Source organism: Sphingobium sp. V4 (assembly GCF_029590555.1).
Lineage (GTDB): Bacteria > Pseudomonadota > Alphaproteobacteria > Sphingomonadales > Sphingomonadaceae > Sphingobium.
Genome location: NZ_CP081001.1, coordinates 142,182 through 168,582, shown reverse-complemented (window position 1 = coordinate 168,582; position 26,401 = coordinate 142,182). Strand labels below are relative to the sequence as shown.

General features: G+C 66.2%; 24 protein-coding genes. 6 read left to right on the top strand and 18 right to left on the bottom strand.

All coding sequences use genetic code 11. The features are described 5' to 3' along the window. Positions 1-26 precede the first annotated feature (26 nt). The 8 genes from K3M67_RS00865 to typA all read right to left on the bottom strand — a co-directional run bounded on the left by K3M67_RS00865 (position 27) and on the right by typA (position 9,840). Entirely contained in the window at positions 27-755 is a 729-nt protein-coding gene (locus K3M67_RS00865; protein WP_285832021.1) for an HAD family hydrolase, read from the bottom strand. Between the two features lie 106 nt (positions 756-861). After that, entirely contained in the window at positions 862-1,974 is a 1,113-nt protein-coding gene (locus tag K3M67_RS00860; protein ID WP_502958888.1) for a DUF1176 domain-containing protein, read from the bottom strand. Between the two features lie 68 nt (positions 1,975-2,042). Next, positions 2,043-3,356, bottom strand: coding sequence for a NupC/NupG family nucleoside CNT transporter (locus K3M67_RS00855; protein ID WP_066864081.1), 1,314 nt, complete (start codon positions 3,354-3,356; stop codon positions 2,043-2,045). A 110-nt stretch (positions 3,357-3,466) separates the two neighbouring features. Next, the gene (locus K3M67_RS00850) at positions 3,467-4,783 is read right to left on the bottom strand and encodes an ATP-binding protein (protein WP_066864083.1); all 1,317 of its coding nucleotides are present in this window, start codon (positions 4,781-4,783) and stop codon (positions 3,467-3,469) included. Beyond that, a complete protein-coding gene (locus K3M67_RS00845) occupies positions 4,780-5,550 on the bottom strand; it encodes a response regulator (RefSeq protein WP_285832019.1) in 771 nt (256 codons plus the stop codon). The genes K3M67_RS00850 and K3M67_RS00845 overlap by 4 nt, the downstream gene beginning before the upstream one ends. Before the next feature lie 44 nt (positions 5,551-5,594). Continuing rightward, on the bottom strand, positions 5,595-6,488 hold the full coding sequence (locus tag K3M67_RS00840; protein WP_285832018.1) for a peptidase associated/transthyretin-like domain-containing protein: 894 nt from the start codon (positions 6,486-6,488) through the stop codon (positions 5,595-5,597). Between the two features lie 96 nt (positions 6,489-6,584). Further along, positions 6,585-7,820 carry an MFS transporter gene (locus K3M67_RS00835; RefSeq protein ID WP_285832017.1) on the bottom strand — a complete coding sequence of 412 codons (1,236 nt, stop codon included), beginning with the start codon at positions 7,818-7,820 and terminating at the stop codon, positions 6,585-6,587. Positions 7,821-8,022: 202 nt separating this feature from the next. Next, positions 8,023-9,840, bottom strand: a complete 1,818-nt coding sequence (gene typA / locus K3M67_RS00830; protein ID WP_285832016.1) for a translational GTPase TypA — start codon at positions 9,838-9,840, stop codon at positions 8,023-8,025. A gap of 161 nt (positions 9,841-10,001) precedes the next feature. On the opposite strand from typA, the gene K3M67_RS00825 reads away from it, so the two are divergent. The 5 genes from K3M67_RS00825 (at position 10,002) to K3M67_RS00805 (ending at position 15,198) form a co-directional block, all read left to right on the top strand. Continuing rightward, the gene (locus K3M67_RS00825; RefSeq protein WP_066864099.1) at positions 10,002-11,234 is read left to right on the top strand and encodes an aminotransferase class V-fold PLP-dependent enzyme; all 1,233 of its coding nucleotides are present in this window, start codon (positions 10,002-10,004) and stop codon (positions 11,232-11,234) included. Positions 11,235-11,334: 100 nt separating this feature from the next. Continuing rightward, on the top strand, positions 11,335-12,885 hold the full coding sequence (locus tag K3M67_RS00820; RefSeq protein ID WP_066864102.1) for a S10 family peptidase: 1,551 nt from the start codon (positions 11,335-11,337) through the stop codon (positions 12,883-12,885). A 95-nt stretch (positions 12,886-12,980) separates the two neighbouring features. Beyond that, entirely contained in the window at positions 12,981-14,210 is a 1,230-nt protein-coding gene (locus tag K3M67_RS00815; RefSeq protein WP_285832015.1) for a toxic anion resistance protein, read from the top strand. A 103-nt stretch (positions 14,211-14,313) separates the two neighbouring features. Next, complete coding sequence (locus K3M67_RS00810) at positions 14,314-15,024, top strand: hypothetical protein (protein ID WP_066864108.1); 711 nt, start codon at positions 14,314-14,316, stop codon at positions 15,022-15,024. Between the two features lie 18 nt (positions 15,025-15,042). Then, entirely contained in the window at positions 15,043-15,198 is a 156-nt protein-coding gene (locus K3M67_RS00805; protein WP_198163015.1) for a hypothetical protein, read from the top strand. Here the strand turns inward: K3M67_RS00805 and K3M67_RS00800 are convergent. Both K3M67_RS00800 and prfB read right to left on the bottom strand, forming a co-directional pair. Next, positions 15,195-15,923: a class I SAM-dependent methyltransferase gene (locus tag K3M67_RS00800; RefSeq protein WP_285832014.1), complete on the bottom strand. Its 729-nt coding sequence runs from the start codon at positions 15,921-15,923 to the stop codon at positions 15,195-15,197. The genes K3M67_RS00805 and K3M67_RS00800 overlap by 4 nt on opposite strands. Continuing rightward, positions 15,923-17,050: a peptide chain release factor 2 gene (gene prfB / locus K3M67_RS00795; RefSeq protein WP_066864113.1), complete on the bottom strand. Its 1,128-nt coding sequence runs from the start codon at positions 17,048-17,050 to the stop codon at positions 15,923-15,925. The genes K3M67_RS00800 and prfB overlap by 1 nt, the downstream gene beginning before the upstream one ends. Positions 17,051-17,325: 275 nt before the next feature. Here prfB and K3M67_RS00790 point away from each other — a divergent pair, with 275 nt between their 5' ends. Then, positions 17,326-17,730, top strand: coding sequence for a hypothetical protein (locus K3M67_RS00790; protein WP_285832013.1), 405 nt, complete (start codon positions 17,326-17,328; stop codon positions 17,728-17,730). A 95-nt stretch (positions 17,731-17,825) separates the two neighbouring features. Here K3M67_RS00790 and yihA read toward each other — a convergent pair whose 3' ends face one another. The 8 genes from yihA to K3M67_RS00750 all read right to left on the bottom strand — a co-directional run bounded on the left by yihA (position 17,826) and on the right by K3M67_RS00750 (position 26,298). Then, the gene (gene yihA, locus K3M67_RS00785; RefSeq protein ID WP_066864119.1) at positions 17,826-18,473 is read right to left on the bottom strand and encodes a ribosome biogenesis GTP-binding protein YihA/YsxC; all 648 of its coding nucleotides are present in this window, start codon (positions 18,471-18,473) and stop codon (positions 17,826-17,828) included. Positions 18,474-18,613: 140 nt separating this feature from the next. Then, the gene (gene yidC / locus K3M67_RS00780) at positions 18,614-20,314 is read right to left on the bottom strand and encodes a membrane protein insertase YidC (RefSeq protein ID WP_285832012.1); all 1,701 of its coding nucleotides are present in this window, start codon (positions 20,312-20,314) and stop codon (positions 18,614-18,616) included. A 33-nt stretch (positions 20,315-20,347) separates the two neighbouring features. Next, positions 20,348-20,560 (bottom strand): membrane protein insertion efficiency factor YidD, encoded by a 213-nt coding sequence (yidD, locus tag K3M67_RS00775; RefSeq protein WP_066864124.1) that lies wholly within the window; start codon positions 20,558-20,560, stop codon positions 20,348-20,350. Further along, positions 20,557-20,973: a ribonuclease P protein component gene (gene rnpA, locus K3M67_RS00770; RefSeq protein ID WP_502958887.1), complete on the bottom strand. Its 417-nt coding sequence runs from the start codon at positions 20,971-20,973 to the stop codon at positions 20,557-20,559. The genes yidD and rnpA overlap by 4 nt, the downstream gene beginning before the upstream one ends. 32 nt (positions 20,974-21,005) lie before the next feature. Continuing rightward, a complete protein-coding gene (gene rpmH / locus K3M67_RS00765; RefSeq protein WP_013848777.1) occupies positions 21,006-21,140 on the bottom strand; it encodes a 50S ribosomal protein L34 in 135 nt (44 codons plus the stop codon). Positions 21,141-21,309: 169 nt separating this feature from the next. Next, complete coding sequence (locus K3M67_RS00760) at positions 21,310-22,080, bottom strand: DsbA family protein (RefSeq protein ID WP_066864127.1); 771 nt, start codon at positions 22,078-22,080, stop codon at positions 21,310-21,312. Between the two features lie 2 nt (positions 22,081-22,082). After that, a complete protein-coding gene (locus tag K3M67_RS00755; RefSeq protein ID WP_066865226.1) occupies positions 22,083-23,432 on the bottom strand; it encodes a M48 family metalloprotease in 1,350 nt (449 codons plus the stop codon). A 136-nt stretch (positions 23,433-23,568) separates the two neighbouring features. Next, positions 23,569-26,298 (bottom strand): Rne/Rng family ribonuclease, encoded by a 2,730-nt coding sequence (locus K3M67_RS00750; protein WP_285832011.1) that lies wholly within the window; start codon positions 26,296-26,298, stop codon positions 23,569-23,571. Positions 26,299-26,401 lie beyond the last annotated feature (103 nt).

The window sequence follows — 26,401 nt, the reverse complement described above, 5'->3', positions numbered from 1 at the left end:
CGAAAGCTGCCAGTCCGCTAACCGCCCTATTCCGTTGCCAGCAGCAGGTCGCGCAGGTCGGTGAGGCTGGGCAATATCTGCGCGCAGGCCAACAGCAGTTCCTCGGTCGGCGGCAGCAGGTCGGGGACCATGACCGTGGCGATGCCCGCCGCCGTCGCCGATCGGACGCCGGCATGGCTGTCCTCCACCGCGACGATCTGGGCGGGATCGACGCCCAGCCGCTGCGCCGAAAGCAGATAGGGCTCGGGATGCGGCTTGGGCCGATCGACATCGCTGCGGGTCACGATCACGTCGAAATAATGGAGGAGGCCGCTTCGCTCCAGCCGTTGTTGCGCATAGGGCGCGGCGGTGGAGGTAGCCAGCGCCATGGGAATGCCTGCCTGGGCCAGATGCTCCAGCAGCAGGTCAGCGCCGGGCCGCAGCGGGATGCCGGCGGCGACCGCCGCCTCGAACAGCGCGTCGCTGTCGGCATAGAAGCGCGCCAGCGGGAAGTCCGGTCCCATATGGCGCGCGAGCATCCGTTCATTTTCGTCGCGATGGATGCCGACCATGGACAGAAGCAGGTCGTCCGACATCGGCCAGCCCAGCGCCAGCCCCGTTTCGGCGAAGGCGCGGCGATGCGCCGCCTCGGTATCGATCAGCGTGCCGTCCATGTCGAAGATCACGGCGCAGATCGGGTCCGGCAGGGTCGTGGTGCGGGGACGCAAGGCGGATGGGCGGGGAGCGGTGGCCATGGCCGGGATATGGGCGGACATCGTCGCCCTTTCCATTGCAAAGCGCACAGTGACGGTTGCGCGGGGCGGAGGGCCGATAATTCACATCGTCCCCGTCCTTCCCGCGCAGGCGGGCATGACGATGATCTTACTCCGTCACCCGCGCTGACCAGGTGGTGATCCAGTGCCAGGCGCCGCGACATTCGCCCATGGCGGTCGCTTCAGTCAGGCGGAAACGGGCGCCATCCCAGACATAGGTTTCGCTGCCGCCGCAATCGCCGATGCCGCGCCCCTTGGCGAAGCTCTGGAGCAGGGACTTGTCGGCGACCCAGCCGACATTGACCAGCATGGGCTTGGCTTCCTCCTCGCTCCAGCCGGGCTTGTAGTCGAAGGTCGCGAGGCGGAAGGCGCGGCGGCCGGCGATGCCGGTCGCGATGACGGGCACGGACGTGAAATTATAGGCGCCGCTGCCGCAGGGCACGAGGATCAACGTCTCGGTCTTCGACAGGCGATGCAGTTCGGGCGGCTGAGCGCCGCGCATTTCGTCGGCGCAGCCGGTGAACTTGCCGAGCGCGGTCAGTTCCTCGCGCCAGAGCGCGGCGGGCGCAGCCCCGACGGGAATGACGACGCGGCGGATTTCCGGCGTAGGCGGCGCGGCGCGCACGGCGAGCGGCCCGAGCGCGCCGGTCGCGACCAGCGCGGTGCTGGTGCCGGCCCGCCCCTGCCGCGCGTCCATGTAACGCAGCGCCGCGCCCGATCCGGCCAGCGAAGGACGGCCGAGCAGCCGTTCGCCCGCGCGCACCTCCAGCGTGCCGCCGCGCGCCATGGCGATGGCGAGCGCAGCCGCCTGCGGACCGCGCAGCATCGCCTCGCCATCCTTGCTCGGCGCGCTCGCGACCTTGCGCCCGTCGACATGGAAGCTGACCTCGCCCCCGCCCTTGGCATCGCGGCTGACCCAGACCTCGGCCGCCGCGTCCGGCCCGGCGGCGCGCGCCACACCGACCATCACCGGATTGTCGGGCCATTCGCCGCCTTCAGGCAGCAGCGACACGGCTTCGCATCGGTTGCGATTGTCGCAGCCGATGGTCCAGTCCTTGTATGTTTCCAACGTGCCGGGCCTGGGCGCCTGCGCATTCTTGACCGCTCCCGGCGCAGGCGCCCGCGCGTTCTTTTGCGCTCCCGGCACAGGCGTCTGCGCGGCGCCGACAGCCGACCAACCCAGGGCCGCGACCGCGACCATGAAAAATGTTTTTGCCCCCATGGGTTAACCATAACCCATTCGCATTCGCAGCGGTAGGGGGTTCCGTTACGGGACTGTCCTGAATTGACTCACAAGCTGAGCATCAGCCCGGCGAGCGCCGCGCTCATGAGATTGGCGAGGCTGCCCGCGACCAGCGCCTTGAGGCCCAGCTTCGCGATCATCGGCCGCTGGTTCGGGGCGAGATTGCCGGTCACCGCCATCTGGATCGCGATCGAGCTGAAATTGGCGAAGCCGCAGAGCGCGAAGGTGATGATGGCGATGGTCGTGGGCGAGAGCGCGCCCTGCACCTGGCCCAGATTGATATAGGCGACGAATTCGTTGAGCACGACCTTGGTGCCGAACAGGCCGCCCGCCACCTGCGCTTCCGCCCAGGGGATGTTGAGCAGATACATGACCGGCGAGAAGACATAGCCGAGCAGTTGCTGGAAACTGAGATTCGGATAGCCCGCCAGCGCGCCGATGCCGCCGAGTATGCCGTTGGCGAGCGCGACCAGCGCGACGAAGGCGAGCACCATGGCGCCAACCGCGACAGCGAGCTTGACACCTGTCTGCGCGCCCTGGGCGGCGGCCATGATGAGGTTGGCGGGCTTTTCCTCGTCATGGGTGGCGACGGGCATGGGTTCGCCCGGCGTGGTTTCCGCGTTCAGCGCCGCCGGCCCCGCCCCGCTGCGGCGCGCTTCAGGCAGGTGGATGCCGTCGTCCAGCGGCAATTCCGGTTCGCGTTCCGGCTCGTCGGGCATCATGATCTTGGCCATCAGCAGCCCGCCGGGCGCCGCCATGAAGCTGGCGGCGAGCAGATAGTCGATCTTGATCCCCATGGAGGCATAAGCGGCGAGGATGGTGCCCGCGACGCCCGCCATGCCGCTGGTCATGACGGCGAAGAGCTGCGGCGGGGTGAGGCCCGCCAGATAGGGGCGGATGACGAGTGGGCTTTCGCTTTGCCCGACGAAGATGTTGGCGGCCGCGCACAGGCTTTCGACCTTGGACACGCCCGTCACCTTCTCGATCGCACCGCCAACCCAGCGAACGATGAACTGCATGATGCCGAGATAATAGAGGATCGACACCAGGCTGGCGAAGAAGATGATGACCGGCAGCGCCGCGATGGCGAAGCTGGCGCCGCCGATCTCGGGCCTGGCGAGCGGGCCGAAGATGAAGTCGGTACCCGCCTGGGCATAGCCAAGCAGGTTGGCGACCCCCTTCGACATACCGCCGATGATGGCCCGGCCGGCCGGCACATAGAGGACCAGCATCGCGATCCCCGCCTGCAACAGGAAGGCCGCGCCCACGACCCGGGGCCGGATGGCGCGGCGGTCGGAGGACAGGGCGAACGCGATGGCGAGGATCAGGAGAATGCCGGCAAGGCCGATGAGAAGATGCATGAAGCGCTTTCGCGGGAGATGACAAACCGCGCGACTATATGGGCCCGACAGGGGGATGGCCAGCCGCTTTGGCGGTCAAGGGCTTGATCGGAGCGGGCTTTGCCGCGGCATCACCGATCCAGCGGCAGCACCAGGCGGGCGCGCAGGCCACCTTCGGCCCGGTTGGCGAAGCCGATCGTGCCGCCATGGCTTTCCGCGATCGAGCGCGCGATCGAAAGGCCGAGGCCCACGCCGCCGGTTTCCCGATTGCGCGAGGCTTCGCCGCGATAGAAGGGTTCGCACAGCCGGTCGATCGCTTCGGGCGGGACGCCTGGCCCCTCATCCTCCACCGTCACCACGACGCGCGCGCCGGCGACCACCAGCGCGACGCGTGCGCCACCGCCGTAGCGCACCGCATTTTCCACCAGATTGGCGAGGCAGCGGCGCAGGCCCACCGCGTCGCCGCGCACCACCGCTCGCGCGCTGCCGGTCACGACCACATCCTGCCCCATGTCGGCCAGGTCATCGGCCAGCGTCTCGACGATCGCGGACAGATCGACGCGCACCCGCTCCGCCCCGTCCGATCCGCCGCGCATGAAATCGAGCATGTCGGTCACCATGGCACGCATTTCCGCGACATCCGCCTGCGCCTTGGCGCGGGCCCCGTCGGGCAATTGTTCGAGACGGAAGGACAGACGCGTCATCGGGGTGCGCAGATCATGCGCGATCGCCACCAGCATCGCGGTGCGCTCGTTGAGATAGTCGGCGATGCGGGCGCGCATGTGGTTATAGGCGGCACCGACGGCACGCACCTCGGGCGGGCCGGTGAGCGGCAGCGGCTCGGCGCGTTCGGGCCGCTCGGTCGCCGCGCCCTCGGCCAGGCGACGGATCGGCTGGGTTATCCGCCGCGCCACCCAATAGGCAGGCAGCAGCAGCAGGATGAAAATGCCGGCCATCAGCGACAGGGTAATGGCGTACCAGCGGCCATTGGCCCCTTGCCAGGCCTGGATCACCGTCCATCCTTCACCGCTATGCTGCGCCAGCACGAAGGCGCGATGCAACATCGGCGGCCCGCGGTCGCGATCCTGCTTCATCGCCCCCTCGCGCAACTGATCGGGCGGGCGATTGCGCAACAGGCGGATGTCCTGCGCCGCAACGCCCAGCAGGGCGGCGATCTGCGCCGCCGATCCGGCATCGACTTCCTGATCGGGTCCGGCATCGGGCGCGCGATCAGAATGATAGCGGGTGACGCTCCACGCCGAAGGGCCGCTCGTGCCGCCGCGCAGCAGTTGCGCCGCCTCGGTCAGGAACATCGGCCGGGCATGGGGCGGCGGGCCGCGAAAGGCGACCAGCATCATCGCGCCCAGCGCCAGCAGCAGCGTCGCGGCAACCAGCGCCACGATGCGCGTCAGGATCGACGGGTTCAAGCGATCAAGGCGCGAAGTCACGCCGGGCGCACCTCTGCCGTGAACATATAACCTTCGTTGCGGATGGTGCGTACCAGTTCGTCGGCCCCGTCCCCCTTGGCGCCGCGCTCCAGCTTGCGGCGCAGGCGGCTGACCTGCACGTCGATCGCGCGATCATAGCTGTCGCTGTCGCTGCCGGCCGAATAATCGAGCAGCTGATCGCGGCTCAGCACCCGGCGCGGATGTTCGATAAAGGCGCGCAGAAGGCGGAACTCGCCGTCGGTCAGCGTGACGACGACATTGTCGGGATCGGTAAGCAGGCGCGCGCCCATGTCGATCAGCCAGCCGGCGAAGCGCAGCCGCTGGCCGCCCGCGGCGGGCGCCTCGCTTGCCTGGCGCCGATGCCGGCGCAGCACGGTGCGGATGCGGGCGAGCAGCTCGCGAGGGTTGCAGGGCTTTGGCAGATAATCCTCCGCCCCCATTTCCAGACCGACGATCCGGTCGACATCGCCGCCAATGGCCGAGAGCATGATGACCGGCGGGCCGCCGCGGGCCGCCAGCCGCCGGAGGATCGACAGCCCGTCCTCCCCCGGCATCATCACGTCGAGCACGGCAATGTCGAAATCCTGGGCCGTCAGGGCACGATCCATCGCCGCCCCGTCGGCCACCGCCTTCACGACAAAGCCATGCTGTTCGAGAAAATCGGACAGAAGCGCGCGGATGTCCGCGTCATCATCGACCACCAATATGTTTGACCCGTCCATATGGGCGGCGACCATATCGGGTGAAGGGGTCAACTGCAAAGTCATCCGCGCCATTCCTGTCATGCCGGCGCCCGTCGGATCGGACGCCATCAGATCGAAAGGCCGACCGTCACCGTACCGGTGAAGCCGTTGGTGATGTCGCCGGTCATGGTGGGGGTCATCGCCGCGACCTGGGCGGAACTATTGTCACCGAACACATTGTCGCTGCTGGTGGTGATCTTCGCGAAGTTGGTCTTGCTGCTGCTGTAACCGCTGGTGGCGTAGACCGTGTTGCACGGGTCGGCGGGCATGGCGAATTGCGACGTCAGCAGGCGATTGGCGTAGCTGGTCGCCCGCGCCAGGCTGGGATAGACCTCGAAATGGATATGCGGGTAGCGCCCGTCATAGCAGCCGGGAAAAATGCTGGTGAACGTCACCTGGCCATTGGCGTCGGTCACGCCCACCCCGCGCAGGTAATTTTCGCCCGGCACGGTGTAGAGCGAATAGAGGCCGTCGCGGGTGCAATGCCAGATATAGACGGCATAGCCTTCGAGCGCGGCGCAGCCGCTGTTGACGTTCACGACGGTGATGGTGAGTTGCATCGTGACGCCCGCCGCCGTGCCGCTCGACGATCCGAAGCTGGAGCGTATGTCGGCGCGCACGATACCGCTGTCGTCCAGAATATTGACGACGCTGCCGTTGCTGCTGTTGGAGCCGTCGGCCGGATAGGGCCCGTTGGTCTCCTCCGGGTCCGCCACGCAACTGCCGGTCGGGGTCGGCGTCGGGGTGGGCGTAGGAGTAGGTGTGGGGGTCGGCGTCGCGGTCGTGGCCGAACTGCTGCCGGAGGAACCGCCGCCGCACGCCCCGATAAGTGCCGCGCCGCTCGCCGAAAAGAGCAGGCGCAAGGTGCGCCGCCGCCCGATCCCCTCACGCGCGAGCGCGTGCATCCGTTCCAGATCGTGCAGCAACCCATGGTCGTGCGCTTCGTCCGCCATTCCGCTCATCTACCCAGTCCCTTCTGTCCTTGCGGACCCTCCATGGACCGGGCTGTAGCGACGCCATGTCACGGCGTGATTGCGCAATGTAGCGGCTTTGTAGCGTCAGCCCGCGCCAGCCGGATAGACGGGGCGGGGCAGGCTGGCCAAGGTCAGGCTGCTCCCCGCCATCAGCGCGATCGTCAGCCACAGGAAAGCGGCATAGCTGCCGGTGGCGTCGAACAGTGCCGACGCGCCGAGCGGCCCGGTCGCGGTGCCGACCGAGAGCGCCATCAGCAGCCCGCCATAGAGGCCGCCGAAGGTGCGCAGGCCGAAATGTCGGGTGGTGAGATAGACGATGACATCCACCTCCGCCCCCAAGGTCAGCCCGACCAGCGCGGCGGCAAGGGCCTGTGCGCCCCAGCCGCCGCCCCCGAGCAGCAGCAGCAGGCAACCGGCGGCGGGCAGCAGGAAGACGGTCGCGCCGACCAGTGACGCCCGGAACCGGTCGAGCAGCAGGCCGGTCGCGAGCCGGCCGACGACCGAAAATACCCCGACCAGCGCGGCGGTGCCGGCCGCCGCCATGCGATCCGCGCCCCGATCGGTCAGGATGGGCACGAAATGGACGACCAGCGCGATGATGGTGAAGGTGAAGAGCAGGCTGGCCAGCAGCAGGCGGTGATAGATGGAGGACCGCAGCCCCTCCCCCAGAGTCGCGCCCGGCAGGTCCGGCCGGTCGGCGGGCGCGGCCTTGCCCCGGCGGTCATGCGCGCCACGGAAGAAGAGGAGGATCATCGGAAAGGCGATGACCGCCCAGATCGCGGCCTGGATCGGCGCCGCCCCCTGCCAGCCATGGCGCGCGATCAGCCAGCTGCCGAGCAGCGGAAAGATCGCGCCGGCGAGCGAGGCGCCGCACAGCGTGACGGCAAAGGCCAGGCCACGCGAGGCGGCGAAGCGCGAGGCGACCGCGCTGGTCCAGACCGTCGCCTGGACCGGCAAGGTCGCGAAGGCCAGCAAGGCCCAGAGGAACAGCCATTGCCCCCGGTCCCCGTTCGCCGTGCCGAGCAGGGCGAAGGCGCCGGTGGTGAGCAGCACGCCCGCCAGACCGAACAGGCGCGGCCCCAGCCGGTCGACCATCAGCCCGATCGGGATCGAGAAGACCGCCTGCACCAATGTCGCCAGGGTGAGACCGATGGTCGTCTGGGTGCGCGACCAGCCGAAGGACTGGCTGACCGGCTCGATATAGGGGCCAAGGCCGTAGATATGGATGACGCTGGTGGCATAGCCCAGCCCCGCCGCGATCGGCAGCAGTGGCGCGCGGCGCCATTCCGCCCCGCCCGTCATCATGCCCGTCTGTGCCATTTGCCCCCTCCAATCCGGTCCGGCGGGCAATTCTAGCGCCAGCGGTGCCAAAAGCGAGATGCTCTCATTTTATATCGCAGGGGCACGAAAAAGGGCCTGCGTGGCGTCACACAGGCCCCTTTCGACGGGCAGCGATCAGGCGGCGGCTCGATCAGGGCCGCTCTGAAACATCAGGCGGCCTTGTGCGGGCCGCTCTGAAACATCAGGCGGCCTTGGCGCGGCTCATGCGCTTGCGCTCGTTCGGGTCGAGATAGCGCTTGCGCAGGCGGATGGTCTTGGGCGTCACTTCGACCATTTCGTCATCGTCGATATAGGCGATGGCCTGTTCCAGCGTCATTTTCTTCGGCGGGGTCAGGCGGACGGCATCGTCCTTGCCGCTGGCGCGGAAGTTGGTCAGCGCCTTCGACTTCATCGGATTGACTTCGAGATCCTCGGGCTTGGCATTCTCGCCGATCACCATGCCTTCATACAGCGCTTCGCCCACGCCCACGAACAGGATGCCGCGATCTTCCAGCGGACCCAGCGCATAGGCGTTGGCTTCGCCCGCGCCGTTCGAGATCAGCACGCCATTCTTGCGGCCTTCGATCTTGCCCTTGTGGGGGCCGTACTTCTCGAACAGGCGGTTCATGATGCCGGTGCCGCGCGTGTCGGACAGGAATTCGCCATGATAGCCGATCAGGCCGCGCGAAGGCGCTGAGAAGGTGATGCGGGTCTTGCCGCCGCCCGAGGGACGCATGTCCGTCATCTCGGCCTTGCGGATGTTCATCTTGTCGACGACCGTGCCGGAAAATTCATCGTCCACGTCGATGACGACGGTTTCATAGGGCTCGGTCTTGTTGCCATTCTCGTCCTCGCCGAACAGCACGCGCGGACGCGAGATACCCAGTTCGAAGCCTTCGCGGCGCATGGTTTCGATGAGGACGCCCAGTTGAAGCTCGCCACGGCCGGCGACTTCGAAGCTGTCCTTGTCTTCCGATTCCGTCACCTTGATGGCGACGTTGGATTCGGCTTCGCGGGCCAGGCGATCGCGGATCATGCGGCTCGTCACCTTGCTGCCTTCGCGGCCCGCCATCGGCGAGTCGTTCACGGCAAAGCGCATCGACAGGGTCGGCGGATCGATCGGCTGCGCCTGGATGGGCGTTGCGACCGACGTGTCGCAGATGGTGTTGGCGACGGTCGCGACGGTCAGGCCCGCAAGGCTGATGATGTCGCCGGCCTTGGCTTCATCGACAGGCACGCGGTCCAGACCCTGGAAGGACATGATCTTCGACGCGCGGCCGGTTTCGATCACATTGCCGTCCATGTCCAGCGCGTGGATCGGCTGGTTGACCTTGACCGTGCCCGACTGCACGCGGCCGGTCAGGATACGGCCGAGGAAATTGTCGCGGTCGAGCAGCGTGACGAGGAAGCTGAACGGTGCATCCTGGTCCAGCGCCGGCGGCGGCACATGGTCCACGATCTTCTGGAACAGCGGTTCCAGCGTGCCTTCGCGGCGCTGCGGATCTTCGCTGGCATAGCCGTTGCGGCCCGACGCATAGAGAACGGGGAAGTCGAGCTGCTCGTCATTGGCTTCCAGCGTCACGAACAGGTCGAACACTTCGTCCAGCACTTCCTGGATGCGCTCGTCGGGACGGTCGACCTTGTTGACGACGACGATGGGCTTGAGGCCCAGCGCCAGCGCCTTGCCGGTCACGAACTTGGTCTGCGGCATCGCGCCTTCGGACGAATCGACCAGCAGGATGACGCCGTCGACCATCGACAGGATGCGCTCGACTTCGCCACCGAAGTCGGCGTGGCCGGGCGTGTCGACGATGTTGATGCGGGTGCCGTTCCATTCGACCGAGGTAGGCTTCGCCAGGATGGTGATGCCGCGCTCCTTTTCGAGGTCGTTCGAGTCCATCGCGCGCTCTTCGACGCGCTGGTTGTCGCGGAAGGTGCCGGACTGACGGAAAAGCTGGTCGACTAGGGTGGTCTTGCCATGGTCGACGTGCGCGATGATCGCGATATTACGCAGGGACATATTGTGCCTTCGGGATTCGGGTTCTCCCGGCCGGCACCACGCCTGTCCAGGACTATCGGGCGCGCCCCTACAGGAAATGCCGCGCTGCGGCAAGGGTAAGGACGATATGGCGGGTTGGGCCGCCCGATCCGTCGAACGCCGTGCCAGACAAGGAGACGCGCATGTCCGACCGACCGCCGATCAGCCGCCGCACCCTGATGCAGGCGGCCGCCGCCGCCGCGCCACTGGCGCTTTCGGCCGAGATGCTGAGCGCGGCCGGCAAGCCGGCGCTGCGCGAGGCAATGCTGCTCGATCCCGCCATCCGCTATTTCAACGCGGCCAATATCGCCCCGACCTTCCGCAGCGTGGCGGCGGTGCATGAACGCGAGACGCGGGCCTTCCAGACCGATCCGTCGACCGAGCGGCGCGCGCTCTATCCCAGAGCCGCCGACGCGCTGCGGGCGCGGATCGCCGCGCGGCTGAAGGTCACAGCGCAGGAGATCGCGCTGGTCCGCAATTCGAGCGAGGCCAATACGGTTGCGGTACGGGGCCTGGCGCTCAAGGCCGGCGACCGGATCATCCTGACCGACCATAATCATCCGTCGACCTGGGACAGCTGGAAACTGAGGGCCGAACGCGAGGGGCTGGACCTGCATGTCGTGCCGGTGCCGGTCGAGGCGACATCGCCGCAGCAATTGCTGGACGGGATCGCTGCCGCCGTCACGCCCAATACGCGCGCCATCTTCCTGTCGCACATGAGCAATGTCAGCGGCATCATCTATCCGGTGGCGGAAATCGCGAAACTGGCGCGGGCGCGGAATATCTGGCTGCACGCTGACGGGGCGCAGACCTTCGGCTGGATGGCGCTCGACCTCGCCGCGCTGGGCGTCGACAGCTATTCGGGTAGCACGCACAAATGGCTGATGGGACCACTGGAAGGCGGCATCCTCTATGTACGGCGCGAGCGGCAGGCGGAATTGCAGCCGATCATGATGAGCCATGGCTATTGGCTGACCGATCCGGCCAACCTGAACACGGCGCAGAAATATGAGATACTGGGCCAACGCGACGATCCCAGGCTGATGGCCTTTGCCGCGACCCTGGACGTACTGGACGGCGTGGGCGAGGCAACGATCGAGCAGGCGGCGCAGGCGCGGGCCGCCTCCATGCGGCAGGCGATGGCCGCCGTGGCGGGCGCGCGGGTCATCGGCAGCGGGGCGGCGGCGATCACCGGGCCGGTCATCACCGTCGCCTTTCCCGGCCGCGACGTGGCCGCGATGCGGGCGAAACTGTGGCAGGCGAAGATCGCCACCGCCGCGTCGAAACTGGCGGGCGGGGCGATCCGCTTTTCGCCCCATATCTACAATAGCGACGAGGATATAGCGGCGGTGATCGAAGCGCTGCGCCCGGCCTGAGACTGCTTTACATCAGTGCAATTGCCCCTTGCCCCGCGCGACCAGCTTTCTATGGTGCCGCGCGTCGCTGACAATATACCATATCCTGCAAGGAGCCTTCATGCGGTCTGCCGCTACCCTTTCGTTCGCCTCCCTCATCGCGCTTGCCGCCCCGGCCCTGGCGCAGAAGGACGCTCCGGACGCTGCGAAACACCATGCCGACAAGGTGGCCGAACAGGTCGCCGCCAACTGGGCCAGCGCGCCGGTCGAGGAAGTGACCCAGAGCAGCAAGGGCACGGCCCGCGTCGATGGCAAGTCCATCCCCTACACCCAGACCGCGGGCACGCTCACCATCCGCGATGAAAAGGGCAAGCCGGTCGCGAGCATGTTCTATACCGCCTACACGGCGGCGGGAAAGAACCGCCCCGTGACCTTCTTCTACAATGGCGGCCCCGGTTCCTCCTCGCTCTGGCTGCGCATGGGCAGTTTCGCGCCGGAGCATGTCCGCACCGGCAATCCCGAAGCGGTCAAGCCCGCCCCCTTCGATGTCGGCCCGAACAATGACAGCCTGATCGGCAGCACCGACATGGTGTTCCTCGACGCGATCGGCGCGGGCTATTCGCGGCCGCTGGGCGACGCCAAGCCGTCCGATTTCTATGGCGTGGACCAGGATGTCGACGCCTTCGCCAAGGCGATTATCCGCTATACGACCAAGAATGGCCGCTGGGGCGACCCCAAATATATTTTCGGCGAAAGCTATGGCACGACCCGGTCGGGGGCGCTCGCCTATCAGCTGGAGGATCGCGGGCTGGCGCTGAACGGCGTGGTGCTGCTGTCGTCGATCATGAATTATGGCGTGCGCCAGTCGGGCTTCGATGCGATCCATGTCGGCTATATCCCCAGCTATGCCGCGACCGCCTGGTATCATAACCGCGTACCGGGCGGCCGCCCCGAAAGCCTGGAGGCGTTCGTCGAGGAATCGCGCGTCTTCGCCAATGGCCCCTATGCCACCGCGCTGCTCAAGGGGTCCGACATCAGCCCGCAGGAAACCGATCAGATCGCGCAGCAGTTGAGCCGCTTCACAGGCCTGTCGGTCGAGTATCTCAAGCGCGCCAACCTGCGCGTCAGCCTGTCGCGCTTCCGCAAGGAATTGCTGCGCGAGGGCCATGAGACGATCGGCCGCTTCGACAGCCGCTACAAGGGCATCGATGCCGATGCGGCGGGCGAGGAACCGGAATATGATCCGTCCAGCACCAGCATCACGGGCCTCTATGTCGGCAGCTTCCTGGATCAGGTGACGCGCCAGATCGGCTACAAGACCGACCTCAGTTATCGCCTGAGCGCGCGCGAGGGCGGCGATTTCAAATGGGACTGGAGCCATCAGGCGCCCGAAGGCGGCAAACAGAATGTCGCCGACGTCACCGCCGACCTGAGCGCCGCGATGCGAACCAATCCGCATCTGCGCGTGCTGTCGCTGAACGGCTATTATGACATGGCGACGCCCTTCTTTTCGACCGAACGTGACCTCAAGCACATGATGCTGGAGCCGAAGCTGCGGCAGAATTTGCAGTTCCGTTACTATCCGGCCGGCCACATGATCTACCTCAACCCGGAGGCGCTGCACCAGATGCGGCTCGACATGGAGCGTTACTACGCGGAAGGGACGCGCTGATTGCATCGGGCGCGGGGCCGCGCCATATTCGCCATTGAAGCGCCACTGTTATAGTCACATATGACAGCTTGTGCGATTTGTCATTGGGAGATGATATGGCCAGCACCGCGCCCACCACGACCGCTACTGCATCAGCAGGTGGCGACACGCTGAACCTGACGCCGCCCGACCCGGTGCCCGCAGTCTCGCCGGAAAAGGCGGCAGGCCTGGTGCCGATCGAGGACGAGAAGAAGTCCAGGCTGGACGAGAAGGTCGACGCCTTCGTCGCGGACCTGGTCGCGCAGGACGCCAATTCGCCCGAATTCGGGGCGCGGGTCGACCAGCTGACCAACATGGGACGCAAGGAAATCGCCGAGGCGGCGGGCCACTCCAACCGTTTCCTCGACCGGCCGGTCCGCGCAATGGACAGCGACACCAAGGTCGGCGCGGACCTGGCCGAACTGCGCCGCACGGTGGAGGATCTGGACCCCGGCAAGCGCGGCAACCTGATGGCGCCCAAGAAGCTGTTCGGCATCATCCCCTTCGGCAACAGGATGCGCGACTATTTCGACGGCTACAAGAGCGCGCAGAGCCACATCAACGCGATCCTCGGCAGCCTCGCCAGTGGCAAGGACACGCTGATCAAGGACAATGCCGCGATCGATGTCGAGCGGCAGAATATGTGGGCGACCATGGGCCGTCTGGAGCAGATGATCCACATCAGCAAGACCATGGACGCCCGGCTGGAGTCCAAGGCGCTGGAGCTGGACGCGACCGACCCGGCCAAGGCCAAGGCGATCCGCGACAGCGCGCTCTTCTACATCCGCCAGCGCACGCAGGATCTGCTGACCCAGATGGCGGTCACGGTGCAGGGCTATCTGGCGCTGGACCTGGTCAAGAAGAACAATGTCGAGCTGGTGAAGGGCGTCGACCGGGCCAGCACCACCACGGTCGCCGCGCTGCGCACTGCGGTGACGGTGGCGCAGGCGCTGGTCGGGCAGAGGCTGGTGCTGGAGCAGATTACCGCGCTCAACACCACCACCGCCAACATGATCGACCGGACCGGAGAGCTGCTGAAAAGCCAGACCGCGCAGATCCACGAGCAGGCCGCGTCCAGCACTATTCCCATCGAAACGCTCCAGCGCGCCTTCCAGAATATCTACGACACGATGGACAATATCGACACGTTCAAGCTCAAGGCGCTCGAAAACATGAAAACGACAGTGAACACGCTGTCGAACGAGGTCGAAAAGTCCAAGGGCTATATCGCCCGCGCCGAGGGACAGGCGCAGGCTGCCAAGGAAGTGCGGGCGGACAACCCGCTGCTGAGCGCGATCGAGGGGTGAAGATGATCGCCGGCATCATCGGCTCGTTTCGGGCGCAGTCGAGCAACGCAGGCACGGCGCCAGCCGCTTATCGATACATGAGAAGCAAACGGAGGCGGATGCTGTGAGCCGGTCCGAACGCGTGCTGGCAGATGCCGAGGCGGTGCTGCGTCGCCATAGCGATCGCGGGCGCAGCCTGTCGGCGCGCGCGCGCCAGCGGCGCAATGCCGGGCTGATGCGCAAGGTCAAATATGCCTTCTGGGCGGTGCTGGCTGTGGTACTTGGCAGCGCGGTGGCGGGCTTCATCCTGCCGCTGGGCATTACCGGCGTGATGATCGCGCTGGGCGTGATGATCGCGGCGGTGCTGCTGATCGCGCTCATGCCGACGGAAAGCCGGGTGAAGACGGAAACGCTCGCCGCGACCGAACTCGCCGCCCTGCCGCTCAAGACCGAAATCTGGCTGGAGAACCAGCGCAAGGCGCTGCCCGCTCCGGCCGTCACGCTGGTGGACAGCATCGGGGTGCGGCTGGAGACGCTGGCGCCGCAACTGGAGCGACTGGGCGAACAGGAGCCGGCTGCGTTGGAAATCCGCCGGCTGCTGTCGGACCATCTGCCCGAACTCGTCACCGGCTATCAGTCGATTCCCGAACCGCTGCGGCGCGAGGAGCGCAACGGCCGCGTGCCCGAAAAGCAACTGGTCGAGGGGCTGGGCGTCATCGACGCCGAAATTGCGCGCATGAGCGAGACTCTGGCCAGCGGCGACCTCGACAAGCTGGCGACGCAGAACCGGTTTCTGGAACTGAAATATCAGGAAGCCAAGGAACTCGGCCATTAGTGCCGTCTTGTTCCGGAAATGATACACCTGACCCTCATCATCGTCGATTTCCTGACGGGCCTGCTCGTAGCCGGCGCCTGGGCGCTGGCGTCCGCAGGCGGGGCGATCGCGGCGGTGGTGGGAAGCGGAATACTGGGCCTGTCGCTGTTCCGGCGGTGGCGGCGAGGCCGCTAACCTTTCCCGTCGTTGAGCGCGCAGGGCACGATGCTGGCCGGGTCCGGGCGCGCAGCGACGCGCCGAAAGCGCGCAAAATAACCGCCGGCAGTGGGCTTGGGGACCAGTTCCTCCATGCGGAAGCCCATGGCGGCCAGTTCACAGGCGAGCAGGCGCGGCGGCGTCCCATGCTGGTCGGTCGGCCGGTCGGCATCGACCACGATCAGTTCGCCATCCTTCCTCAGCGCAGGACTGAGATGCCAGAGGAAGGCATAAGGCTCCGAAATCTCGTGATACATATGGATCATGAAGATGCGGTCGAAACTGTCCCGGGGCAGCCGGGGATCTTCGGGTGCGCCCAGCTTGACGCTGACATTGTCCCATTTCTCGCGGGTGATGCGGCGCGACAGCGCCTCGATCACTTCGGGCAGGATATCCTCCGCCAACACCCGGCCCTTCGCGCCGACGCGATCGGCCAGACGGACGGTGTAATAGCCCTCCCCTGCGCCCAGATCCGCCACCGTCATGCCGGGGCGGACATCGGCGCGGCCCATGATGTCGTCCGCCTCGTTGACGCGGTCGCGGGCTTCCTCGCTCGACCAGCGGGTCGACACGATGGGCGCGACCGGGCGGTCGGCACGGGGAAAATCCTGTGCGGCGGCGGGACGCTCGGCCTCATTGCCGCCGGTCAGCTGATCGCAGGCGGCCAGCAGGACAAGCGCGCCCGCCAATGCCGCCCGAACCATCAGTCGACATCCTCCACATCGACCTTCTCGCCCGTGACCTTCTGGCTGAGCGCGGCCGCCATGAAGGGATCGAGCGCGCCGTCCAGCACGTCGTCGGGCGCGGTCGAGGTGACGCCGGTGCGCAGATCCTTCACCAGCTGATAGGGCTGGAGCACATAGGAGCGGATCTGGTGGCCCCAGCCGATCTCGGTCTTGGCGGCATAGTCGGTCGACGCCGCTTCCTCGCGCTTGCGCAGTTCGGCTTCGTAGAGACGCGCCTTCAGCATGTTCATGGCCGTCGCGCGGTTCTTGTGCTGCGACCGGTCATTCTGAGACGCCACGATGATGCCCGAGGGGACGTGGGTGATGCGGACGGCGGAGTCGGTGGTGTTGACGTGCTGGCCACCGGCACCCGAGGCGCGATAGGTGTCGATCTTGAGGTCGCTTTCCTTGACCTCGATATCGATATTGTCGTCGATCACCGGATAGACCCAGACCGACGAGAAGCTGGTGTGGCGGCGCGCGGCGCTGTCATAGGGGCTGATGCGGACCAGGCGGTGAACGCCGCTTTCGGTCTTGGCATAGCCATAGGCATTCTCGCCCTTGATGAGGAAGGTCGCCGACTTGATGCCGGCGGTTTCGCCAGCCTGATAGTCGACCAGTTCCACCTTGAAACCGCGCCGTTCGGCCCAGCGGCGATACATGCGGCTGAGGATTTCGGCCCAGTCCTGGCTTTCGGTGCCGCCCGCGCCCGCGTGGATTTCCAGATAGGTGTCGCTGGCGTCGGCTTCCCCGGCCAGCAGCGCCTTGATCTTGTCCTCGTCGGCGCGGTCGGCCAGCGTCTTGAGCGCGCCAATGGCCTCGGCGACCATGTCCTCATCGCCCTCGGCCTCGGCCATCTCGATCAGTTCGGCATTGTCGGTCTTTTCCCGCTCGATCCGGCGGGTCGCGCCGATCGCCCCGTCCAGCCGGGTCCGTTCGCGCATCACCTCCTGCGCGGCCTTCTGGTCGTTCCACAGGGTCGGATCCTCGACGCGCGCGTTCAGTTCGTCCAGCCGGCGCAGCGCCCGGTCCCAGTCGAGGAAACGGCGCAGCAGGTCCAGCGCGGCGTCGATGCGGTCAATATATTGCTGCGCTTCGGCGCGCATGATTGCTTCTCCACTCTTCCGGCCCGGCGGCAGGAACATCCCATCTAGGCGCTCGCCCGGATTTTGTCGAACCGCCGTCCTTCTTGAGGAAATGGCCGTTCGTCAAGCCGCTGGCGCACGACAACCGGGCGCAAATTTCGCCCGCCCCGTGTCGCATCCCCTGTGCCGGTGAAATTTTACGGACATAACAGCGTCCTAACAGACTGGCGGCACGACTCGTTCCGCAGAGAACGAGCGGCCGGACAAGGGGGACAGGCTTCACGAAAGGCTATCCCATGACGCATCCTTCTTCCCTGATCGCGCGCCATAGCCCGGCGGCGCTCTATCTCTTCCTAGAAGCCGTGCGCTGCTGGAGCGCGGCACGACGGGCAGGCCAGCCCGTGCTGGCGCGGCTCCATGCGCGGCTCGGCCATCATGGCTGGGCGCAGTTGCTCCCCGCGATCGACAGCCTGATGGCGCTGACCGAAACCGCGCTCGGCCGACGGCTGGCGACCGGCCGGGGGCCATTATTGTCCGAGGACGAGAATATGCTCATCAACCTGTTGCAGGGCAGGCGGATCGCGCCGGTCGTCCATGCGTGCAGCGACGCGGTCGCCTGCGCCTTTTGCAGCGCGGTGCGGTCCGTGCAGATATTGATGGACATGGAACTGGGCCGGCCGGGACAGAGGCAGGCGGCGTAACAGCGCAGCATCCTTTCGTTTCGAGCGCCATCGCGCAGCGGGTCGCTAAGCGCTTTTCACGCTGCTCGACAGGCTCGAAACGAAAGGCCTTTCGTTTATCCCTGCGTCACGCTTTCCAGCACGGCGGCGCGCAGTTCGGGGATGCCCATGCCCTTCTCGCTCGACGTGGCGATGATGTCGGGATGGGCAGCCGGGCGCTTGCGGATCGCTTCGGCCGTGGCCTGGGTGACGGCGGCCAAGTCGCTCGCCTTGATCTTGTCGGTCTTGGTGAGGACGATGCGGTAGCTGACCGCGGCCCCGTCCAGCATGTCGAGCATGTCGGTATCGACATCCTTGATGCCGTGGCGACTGTCGATCAGCACCAGCGCACGCTTCAGGGCTGCGCGCCCGCGCAGATAGTCGTTCACCAGATAGCGCCATTTGCGCACCATGTCCTTGGGCGCCTTGGCATAGCCATAGCCGGGCATGTCGACGAGGCGGAATCGCAGCGGATCGCCCACGTCGAAGAAATTGAGCTCCTGCGTGCGGCCCGGCGTGTTGGACGTGCGGGCAAGACCGTTGCGGTTGGTCAGCGCATTGAGGAGCGACGACTTGCCGACATTGGAGCGGCCCGCGAAGGCGACCTCGTTCACGGCCATGTCGGGCAGGAACTTGAGGTCCGGCGCGGACTTGAGGAAGGCGATCGGGCCGGCGAACAGCTTGCGCGCTTCCTCGATCAGGGCAGTGTTTTCGTCTTCTGTCATATCTTATCTCCTTCCTCCCCCTGCCGGGGAGGCGGACCATTGGCGCAGCAAATGGTGGAGGGGTGTCCCGCCATCGAGAGCGAGACACCCCTCCGTCAGCCTTGCGGGCTACGACCTCCCCTTACGCGGGAGGATGATTTTCACTTCGCCGTCGCGGCGTTCAGCACGGGGTGGCGCTTGTAGAGCCACCATTGCTGCGCCATCGACAGGCAGTTGTTGGTGATCCAGTAGACCAGCAGACCCGCGGCGAAGGGCGCCATGATGAACATCATCATCCACGGCATGATCGCGAAGACCTGCTGTTGCATCGGGTCCATCTGGGCCGGGTTCAGCTTGAACTGCAACCACATCGAAATGCCCAGCAGCAGCGCCAGCACGCCGATCGCCAGGAAGGACGGCGGGGTGAAGGGCAGCAGGCCGAACAGGTTGAGGATATGCAGCGGATCTGGCGCGGACAGATCCTTGATCCACAGCACGAAGGGCTGGTGGCGCATCTCGATCGTCAGCATCAGCACCTTGTAAAGCGCGAAGAAGATCGGGATCTGGATGAAGATGGGCAGGCAGCCGGCGAGCGGATTCACCTTCTCCTGCTTGTACAGTTCCATCATCTTCATCTGGAGCTGCTGCTTGTCGTCCTTATATTTTTCCTGGAGCGCCTTCATCTTGGGCTGCACCGCGCGCATCGCCGCCATGCTGGCGAACTGGCGCTGGGCGACGGGGAACATCAGAGCGCGGACCACAAAGGTCAGGCAGATGATGGCCACACCGAAATTGCCGAGCGTTCCGAACAGCCAGTGCAGCAGCGCGAAGATCGGCTGTTCGAACCAGTAGAACCAGCCCCAGTCGATCGCGCGATCGAACAGGGTGACGCCGTCGCGCTCATAGGCCTGGAGCGTCTTCACTTCCTTGGCCCCGACGAACAGGCGCAGCGTCTGCGTCGCAGCCTTGCCGGGCGCGAGCATGGTCGAGCCGAGCGCGACGTCGGCCTGATATTGCGTGCCGGCGCCCTTGCGGAACTGGCCGGCGAAATCGGCGTCCTTGCCGGGGACCAGAGCGGAGAGCCAATATTTGTCGGTGAAACCGATCCAGCCGCCCTTGGACTGGAAGCTCTGGGTCGAAGGCCCCTTATCCAGATCCTTGTAGTTCACATCGTAATTGGCGGCGCCGTTGAACACGCCCATCGGGCCGATATGGATGGTCCAGGTATCGGGGTCCTTGGGGATGCCGGTGCGGCTGATATAGGCATAGGGCTTCACGCCCACGGCGCCGGCGCCCGTGTTCGACACCTTCTGCGCGGCCGAGATCATGTAATTGTCGTCAACCGACAGGAGAATTTCGAAAAGCTGGCCCGCGCCGTTGTTCCACGTCAGGGTGACGGGGCTGGTCGGCGTCAGTTCGCTGCCCTGCGCGGTCCAGACCGTGTCCTTGGTCGGCACCTTCAGCCCCTCGCCCTGCCAGCCGAAGCCGGCGAAATAGGCGTCCTGCGTGCCCGAGGGGCTGTAGAGGCGGACGTCGGGCGAGCCCTTGTCGATCGTTTCCTTGTAGGTCGGCAGCACGATGTCGTCGATACGCGCGCCCTTCAGGTTGATCGAGCCGATGAGCTTGGGCGTGCGGATCGCGACGCGCGGGCTGTCCTTCAACACCAGGGCGCGGTCGCGAATCACGGCGGGGCCGTCCGCCGTATCGGTGCCGGGCGCGGCGACGGGCGTGGTCTTGCCGCCCTCGATCTTCGTCGCCGGCGGATTGGCGGCCGGGAAGAAATAGTTCGAGACATAGGGCCAGCCGAACAGGATGGCCGCGGTCAGCAGCACCGCCAGGATGATATTCTTCTTGTCGTCCACGCTATTTGCGCTCCGCGGTCATTGCATCAGTGTCTAGGGAACGGGATCGAAGCCCGAGCCGCCCCATGGGTGGCAACGCATTAGCCGCTTGAACCCCAGCCAGCTACCCTTGATCGCGCCATATTTGCGCACGGCCTGAATCGCATATTCCGAGCAGGAGGGGGCGTAGCGGCAAGTGGGGGGCAAAATGCGCGAGGGACCAAGCTGCCAGAAGCGGGCGAGGAGGATGAGCAGGCGGGCGATCACCGCCCCGGCTCCCGATTCGGCCCCTGCCCCGGCTTGCGCGGCGCTTGCGGCTTGCCTTTCCGCGGGCGCGAATCGCGCGGCGGATCGATCGGCCGGGTCATGATCTTGCCCAGCGCCTTGGTCAGTTCCGCATGGAGCAGGGAAAAGTCGCGCTCGATCCCACCGTCGCGGCCGATCAGCACATGGTCGGCGCCGGCCACGCCATGGACCGGCAGCAATTCGCGCGCCAGGACGCGAAAACGGCGCTTCATCCGGTTGCGGATGACAGCGCCGCCAACTTTTTTGGTGACCGTGATGCCATAGCGCATCGCCGGATCGCCATCGCCGCGCTCGCGCACCAGCAGGACGAAGCCCGGCATGGGCGCGCGACGCCCGCGATTGGCCGCCAGAAAATCCGCGCGCCGGACCATCATGGCCGGCGCGACGACATTTCCGGGCGTTGGGATCAGGCGCTCAGGCTCTTGCGGCCGCGCGAACGGCGCGCACGGATCACATTGCGGCCGCCGGGGGTCGCCATGCGCGCGCGGAAACCGTGACGGCGCTTCCGAACCAGATTGCTCGGCTGATAGGTGCGCTTCATCGTTCATTCCTCAAAACAACTAGAGAATCGGGCGTGACAAAAAAGGGCCGCTTGTGCAGCGGCCGCAAGTCAGGGGGCGTCCGATAGGGAAATGGGGCGGGGAAGTCAATGCCGGAAGCGGCCAGTCCCGAACCTCTGATCCGTTCGGACCGCCGTCATACGACCCGGCCTACTTCCCGCGTGCCGCCGCAACGCCTTCCCTGAGCGCGTCGTAACCCACAGCACCGCTCAGCACCTGGCCGCCGATCACGAAGGTCGGGGTGCCCGTTGCCTGCAATTTCTGCGCGAGCGCGATGTTGGACTGGATTTCGGCGTCATATTTGCTCGACGCGATCGCCGATTCGGCTTCCGATTTCGTGATGCCTGCCCTGGCTGCCGCAGCGACGATGGTGTCGCGCGTCACCTTGCCCGCGCCGTAAAGCGCCTTGTGATAGGCCATATACTGGCCGCGCTCGGCCGCCAGCAACGACACCTTGGCGGCGTCGCTGCTTTCCTCCGAGAGGATCGGCAGTTCGCGATAGACGACCTTCACCTTAGCGTCCGAGCCGACCAGCTTGGCGAGGTCAGGCAGCGAGGCGCGGCAATAGCCACAGGCATAGTCGAAAAACTCGACCACCGTGACATCCGCGTTGGCCGCCCCTTCCCACGCGCCGGCATAGGGGGTTTCGAGCGCGCTGCGGCTCGATTCGATCGTCCCCGACATGCGTTTGGCCTGGAGCTTTTCCACCGCCTGCGGGATGATTTCGGGATGCTCCAATATATAGTCGTGAACGATCTTCTCGATCGCCGCCTTGTCGGTCGCGTTGACGGAAGCGGGCGCGGCCTGCACGGCGAGCGCGGCGCCGGCGGCAGCCGCGATGAAGGCGAAGGCGCCTAGAGTCATCTGCATGGTCCTGTTGGATAAGGCGGCGCGAAAGGTCGGCCGGGTCTGGTCTGTCATGGCTATCTTTTCTTCCGCTGCTGCTCAATCGCCGCGCGCGAGACCATCGCGATATCCTGCGCCCGCAGATAGTCAACCGTGCCGGGCTTCAACCCCTGCATCGCCGCGTCGGCGCTGCGCAGCGCCATCGGATATTGCGCCATCATCTCGTAGCGTTCGGCCGTCGCCAGCGCCGCGCGCGGAATGTCGCCGCGCCGCTCATAGACGACGCCCAGCTGATACCAGGCGAAGGGATTTTCCCGGTCGCGCTGCACGGCGAGGCGCAGCACCTGTTCGGCCTCGGCGAAGTTCGCCTCATCTTCGGTCGCGATCAGCGCGTGGGACAACAGCACGGATATGAGCGGCTGGTTGGTGATCTTCACCGCCTCGCGCAGCGGCGCGACAGCCTCGGCCGGCTTGCCGCTTTCGAGCAGAATCTGGCCCTTCAGTTCCAGAAAATAGGGATCGTGCGGCATGGCGGCGAGCAGGGCGTTCGCCTCCTCCAGCGCCTTTTGCGGATAGGCGCTCTTGTGCCAGGCATAGGCGCGGGCATAATGGGCGGGAATCGACTGGTCGCTTTCCGGATATTTGGCGAGCGTCTGGCCGGGTTCGGACACGAAGCCGATCAGCTTCGCCTTGATCCGTTCGAACCGGGCCTCCAGCGCCGGATCGGGCGGCCGGTCCCAGGCCGGATCGACCTCATAGACTTCGCGCAGCACGCTGATCCGCTCGCCCGACAGCGGGTGGGTGCGGCCGTAGCTGTTGTCCTGCGGGATCGCGAGGCGATATTCCTGATTCTGGAGCTTCTTGAAAAATTCCAGGCTGCCGCGCCCGCTGAGGCCCGCGCTGTGGAGATAGCGCGCGCCGGCGAGGTCCGCCGAACTTTCCTGCGCGCGGGAAAAGGCAAGGAACTTGCTCATCGCCGCCTGCTGGCCAAGGCCCATGATGCCCATGCCCGCTTCCGCGCCGCCCGCCGCGATCGCCGCCGCGCCCAGCACCAGGCTGAGCAGGGTGACGCCGGTCGCTTCCTTGATCCCTTCACCCGACCGGATGATGTGGCCGCCCTCGATATGGCCGAGTTCGTGGGCGACGACGCCCTGCAACTGGTTCACATTGTCGGCCTGGGCGATCAGCCCGCTATGCACCCAGACATATTGGCCGCCCGCGACGAAGGCGTTGATCTCCGGGTCGTTGATGACCATGACCTGGACATTTTTCGGCTCCATGCCGGCGGCCTTGATGAGCTGGCCGGACATGTCGGCCATGAAGGCCTCCGTCTCTGCATCGCGCAAGATCTGCTGCGCGAGCGCCGGCCGCACCATGAGCGCGAGCGACGCCAGCGCCAGGGCGATGAACTGGAGCAGTCTGGTCATCCGGCGGGTCATCGGGCGGAGCCGATGCCATGGCCGGCCTGAACCTGCCGTGAAGCCCTACAACGGAAAAGCGCCGCTGCGCGCCGGTCGGAACCGGAAGGGCAGCGGCGCTTCTCCATCTCAAGCGTTCCGGGCGTTACTGACCGAAGGTGCGCTGCCACCAGCCGCGACGGGGACCGCCTTCGCCATCCTCGCCCATGGCGCCATCCTCGGCCGGCACCGCGTCAGCGGGTTCGGCGACAGGCGCGTCAACCATCGGCGTGGCGGCGGCTTGCGCCTCCACCTGCGCGGCAGGCTCTGCTGCGGCTTCGACGTCGCTCGGGACGGGCTTCTTCTTGCGCGTCCGCTTGGGCTTGACCGGTGCGGCTTCCTCGACGGCAGGCGCTGCTTCGGCTTCCACCGCGGCATGAGCCGCTTCGCCTTCGGCCTCGGCAGGCTTCTTGCGACGGGTCCGCTTAGGCTTGGCGGGCGCTTCCACGGCTGTCTCGACCGCGACAGTTTCGACCACGACAGGCGCTTCGACCGCTTCCTCCGGTGCAGCAGCCTCAGCCACAACTTCCGGCTCGGCGTCCGCCTTCTTGCGAGCGCGGGGACGGCGACGGGTCTTGGGTGCAGGCTCGGCGGCTTCCTCGGCCACGGCTTCGACGGCGGGTGCTTCTTCCGCCACCGGTTCGGCCACGACTTCCGCTTCGGGCGCATCGGCCGATTCGGCCCCGTCGGTCAGGACGGCCTCGCCGCCTTCGCGACGGCGACGACCGCCACGGCGACCGCGACGACCGCGGCGGCGTGCCCCGCCCTCCTCGGCTTCAGCATCGCCCTCACCGGCTTCGGCGGCAACCGCCTCGTCCGCGACAGCCTCATCGGCTTCGGCGGCTTCGCCTTCTGCTTCGTCGCCGGCTTCGCCCTCATCCTCGTCCTCGGTCGAGCCTTCGGCGCGATTCTCATCGCGCTGGCCCCCGCGGCGGCGACGGCGACGACGGCGACGGCGCCCCCCCTCGCGATCTTCGCGGTCCTCGCCGCGCGCCTCGCGTTCGGGCGCCGCTTCGGCTTCCTCGATCTCTTCTTCTTCCTCCTCCTCGGGGAGGTCGATGTCATCCTCCTCCTCGGCAAGCGGGGCGTAGGTCACGACGCGTTCGGGACGGGGGCCGCTGGCCTCCACAGACATGCGCGCGCCCTCGATCTCGCCATCGGGCAGGATCACGATGGTCACGCCATAGCGCTGTTCGATCTCGTCCAGCTCGCGACGCTTGTTGTTGAGGACGTAGAAGGCCGCTTCCTGGCTGGCGCGTAGCGTGATGACGCTGCCGCGACCGCGTGCCGCTTCCTCTTCCAACATGCGCAGCGCGCCCAGGCCCGCCGACGATGCCGTGCGAACGAGGCCGGTGCCCTCGCAATGCGGGCACTGACGGGTCGATGCCTCCAGCACGCCGGTGCGCAAACGCTGGCGGCTCATTTCCATCAGGCCGAAGCCGGAGATGCGGCCGACCTGAATGCGGGCGCGATCGTCCTTCAGCGCCTCCTTCATCGCCTTCTCGACCTTGCGGATGTTGGAGTTCATCTCCATGTCGATGAAGTCGATGACGACCAGGCCCGCCATGTCGCGCAGGCGCAGCTGGCGCGCGATTTCGCGGGCGGCTTCGAGGTTGGTGGCGACGGCGGTCTGCTCGATGCCATGCTCGCGGGTCGAGCGGCCCGAGTTGATGTCGATCGACACCAGCGCCTCGGTCGGGTTGATGACCAGATAGCCGCCGGACTTGAGCTGCACGACCGGATTATACATGGCCGCCAGCTGATCCTCGACACTGGCCCGCTGGAACAGCGAGACGGCGTCGGCATATTGCTTCACCCGGCGCGCATGGCTGGGCATCAGCAGCTTCATGAAGTCCTTGGCGGCGCGATATCCTTCCTCGCCCTCGACGATCACTTCCTCGATATCCTTGTTGTAGATATCGCGGATCGCCCGCTTGATGAGGTCGCTGTCATTGTGGATCAGCGCCGGCGCGTCCGACTTCAGCGTCTTCTCGCGGATCTCGTCCCACAGGCGGGCGAGATAGTCGAAGTCGCGCTTGATCTCCGGCTTGGTGCGCTGGAGGCCGGCGGTGCGGACGATGCAGCCCATGGTGGAGGGCAGCGCCATTTCGGCGATGATCGTCTTCAGCCGCTTGCGGTCGGCCGCGTTGCTGATCTTGCGCGAAATCCCACCCCCGTGCGACGTGTTCGGCATCAGCACGCAATAGCGGCCAGCGAGCGACAAATAGGTGGTCAGGGCAGCGCCCTTGTTGCCGCGCTCTTCCTTGACGACCTGGACCAGCAGCACCTGGCGGCGCTTGATGACGTCCTGGATCTTATAGCGGCGGCGCAGCGCCATGCGCTTGCGGCGCAGTTCGTCGGCGGCATCGTCGCCATTCTTCTCGCGCTTGCGGCGACCGCCCTTGGCGGCTTCGGGCGCTTCGCCCTCGGCGCTTTCCTCATCGTCATGATGATGGGTCGCCTCGACGACCTCGACCCCGTCCTCGCCATGATGACCTTCATCCTCGTCATCATCATAGTCGGCGCGCAGCGCGGCCTCTTCCTCGGCGTGGGCACGCTCCTCGCGCAGCAGCGCTTCGCGGTCCTCGCGCGGAATCTGATAATAATCGGGGTGAATTTCGCTGAAGGCCAGGAAGCCATGGCGGTTGCCACCATAATCGACGAAAGCCGCCTGGAGCGAGGGCTCCACGCGGGTCACTTTGGCCAGATAGATATTGCCCTTGAGCTGCTTGTGCTCGGCCGATTCGAAATCGAACTCCTCGATCCGGTTACCTTTGACGACCGCGACCCGGGTCTCTTCCCGGTGGCGCGCATCGATCAGCATACGCATTGTCATTTATTAGTCTCCGGCGTGGACGGGCCGCGGCACAGGGCCGCGCCGCCACGCGATAGTGAAGGGACGGCCGGGCGCGCTCCGGTAAGGGCGCGGATGTCGGCAT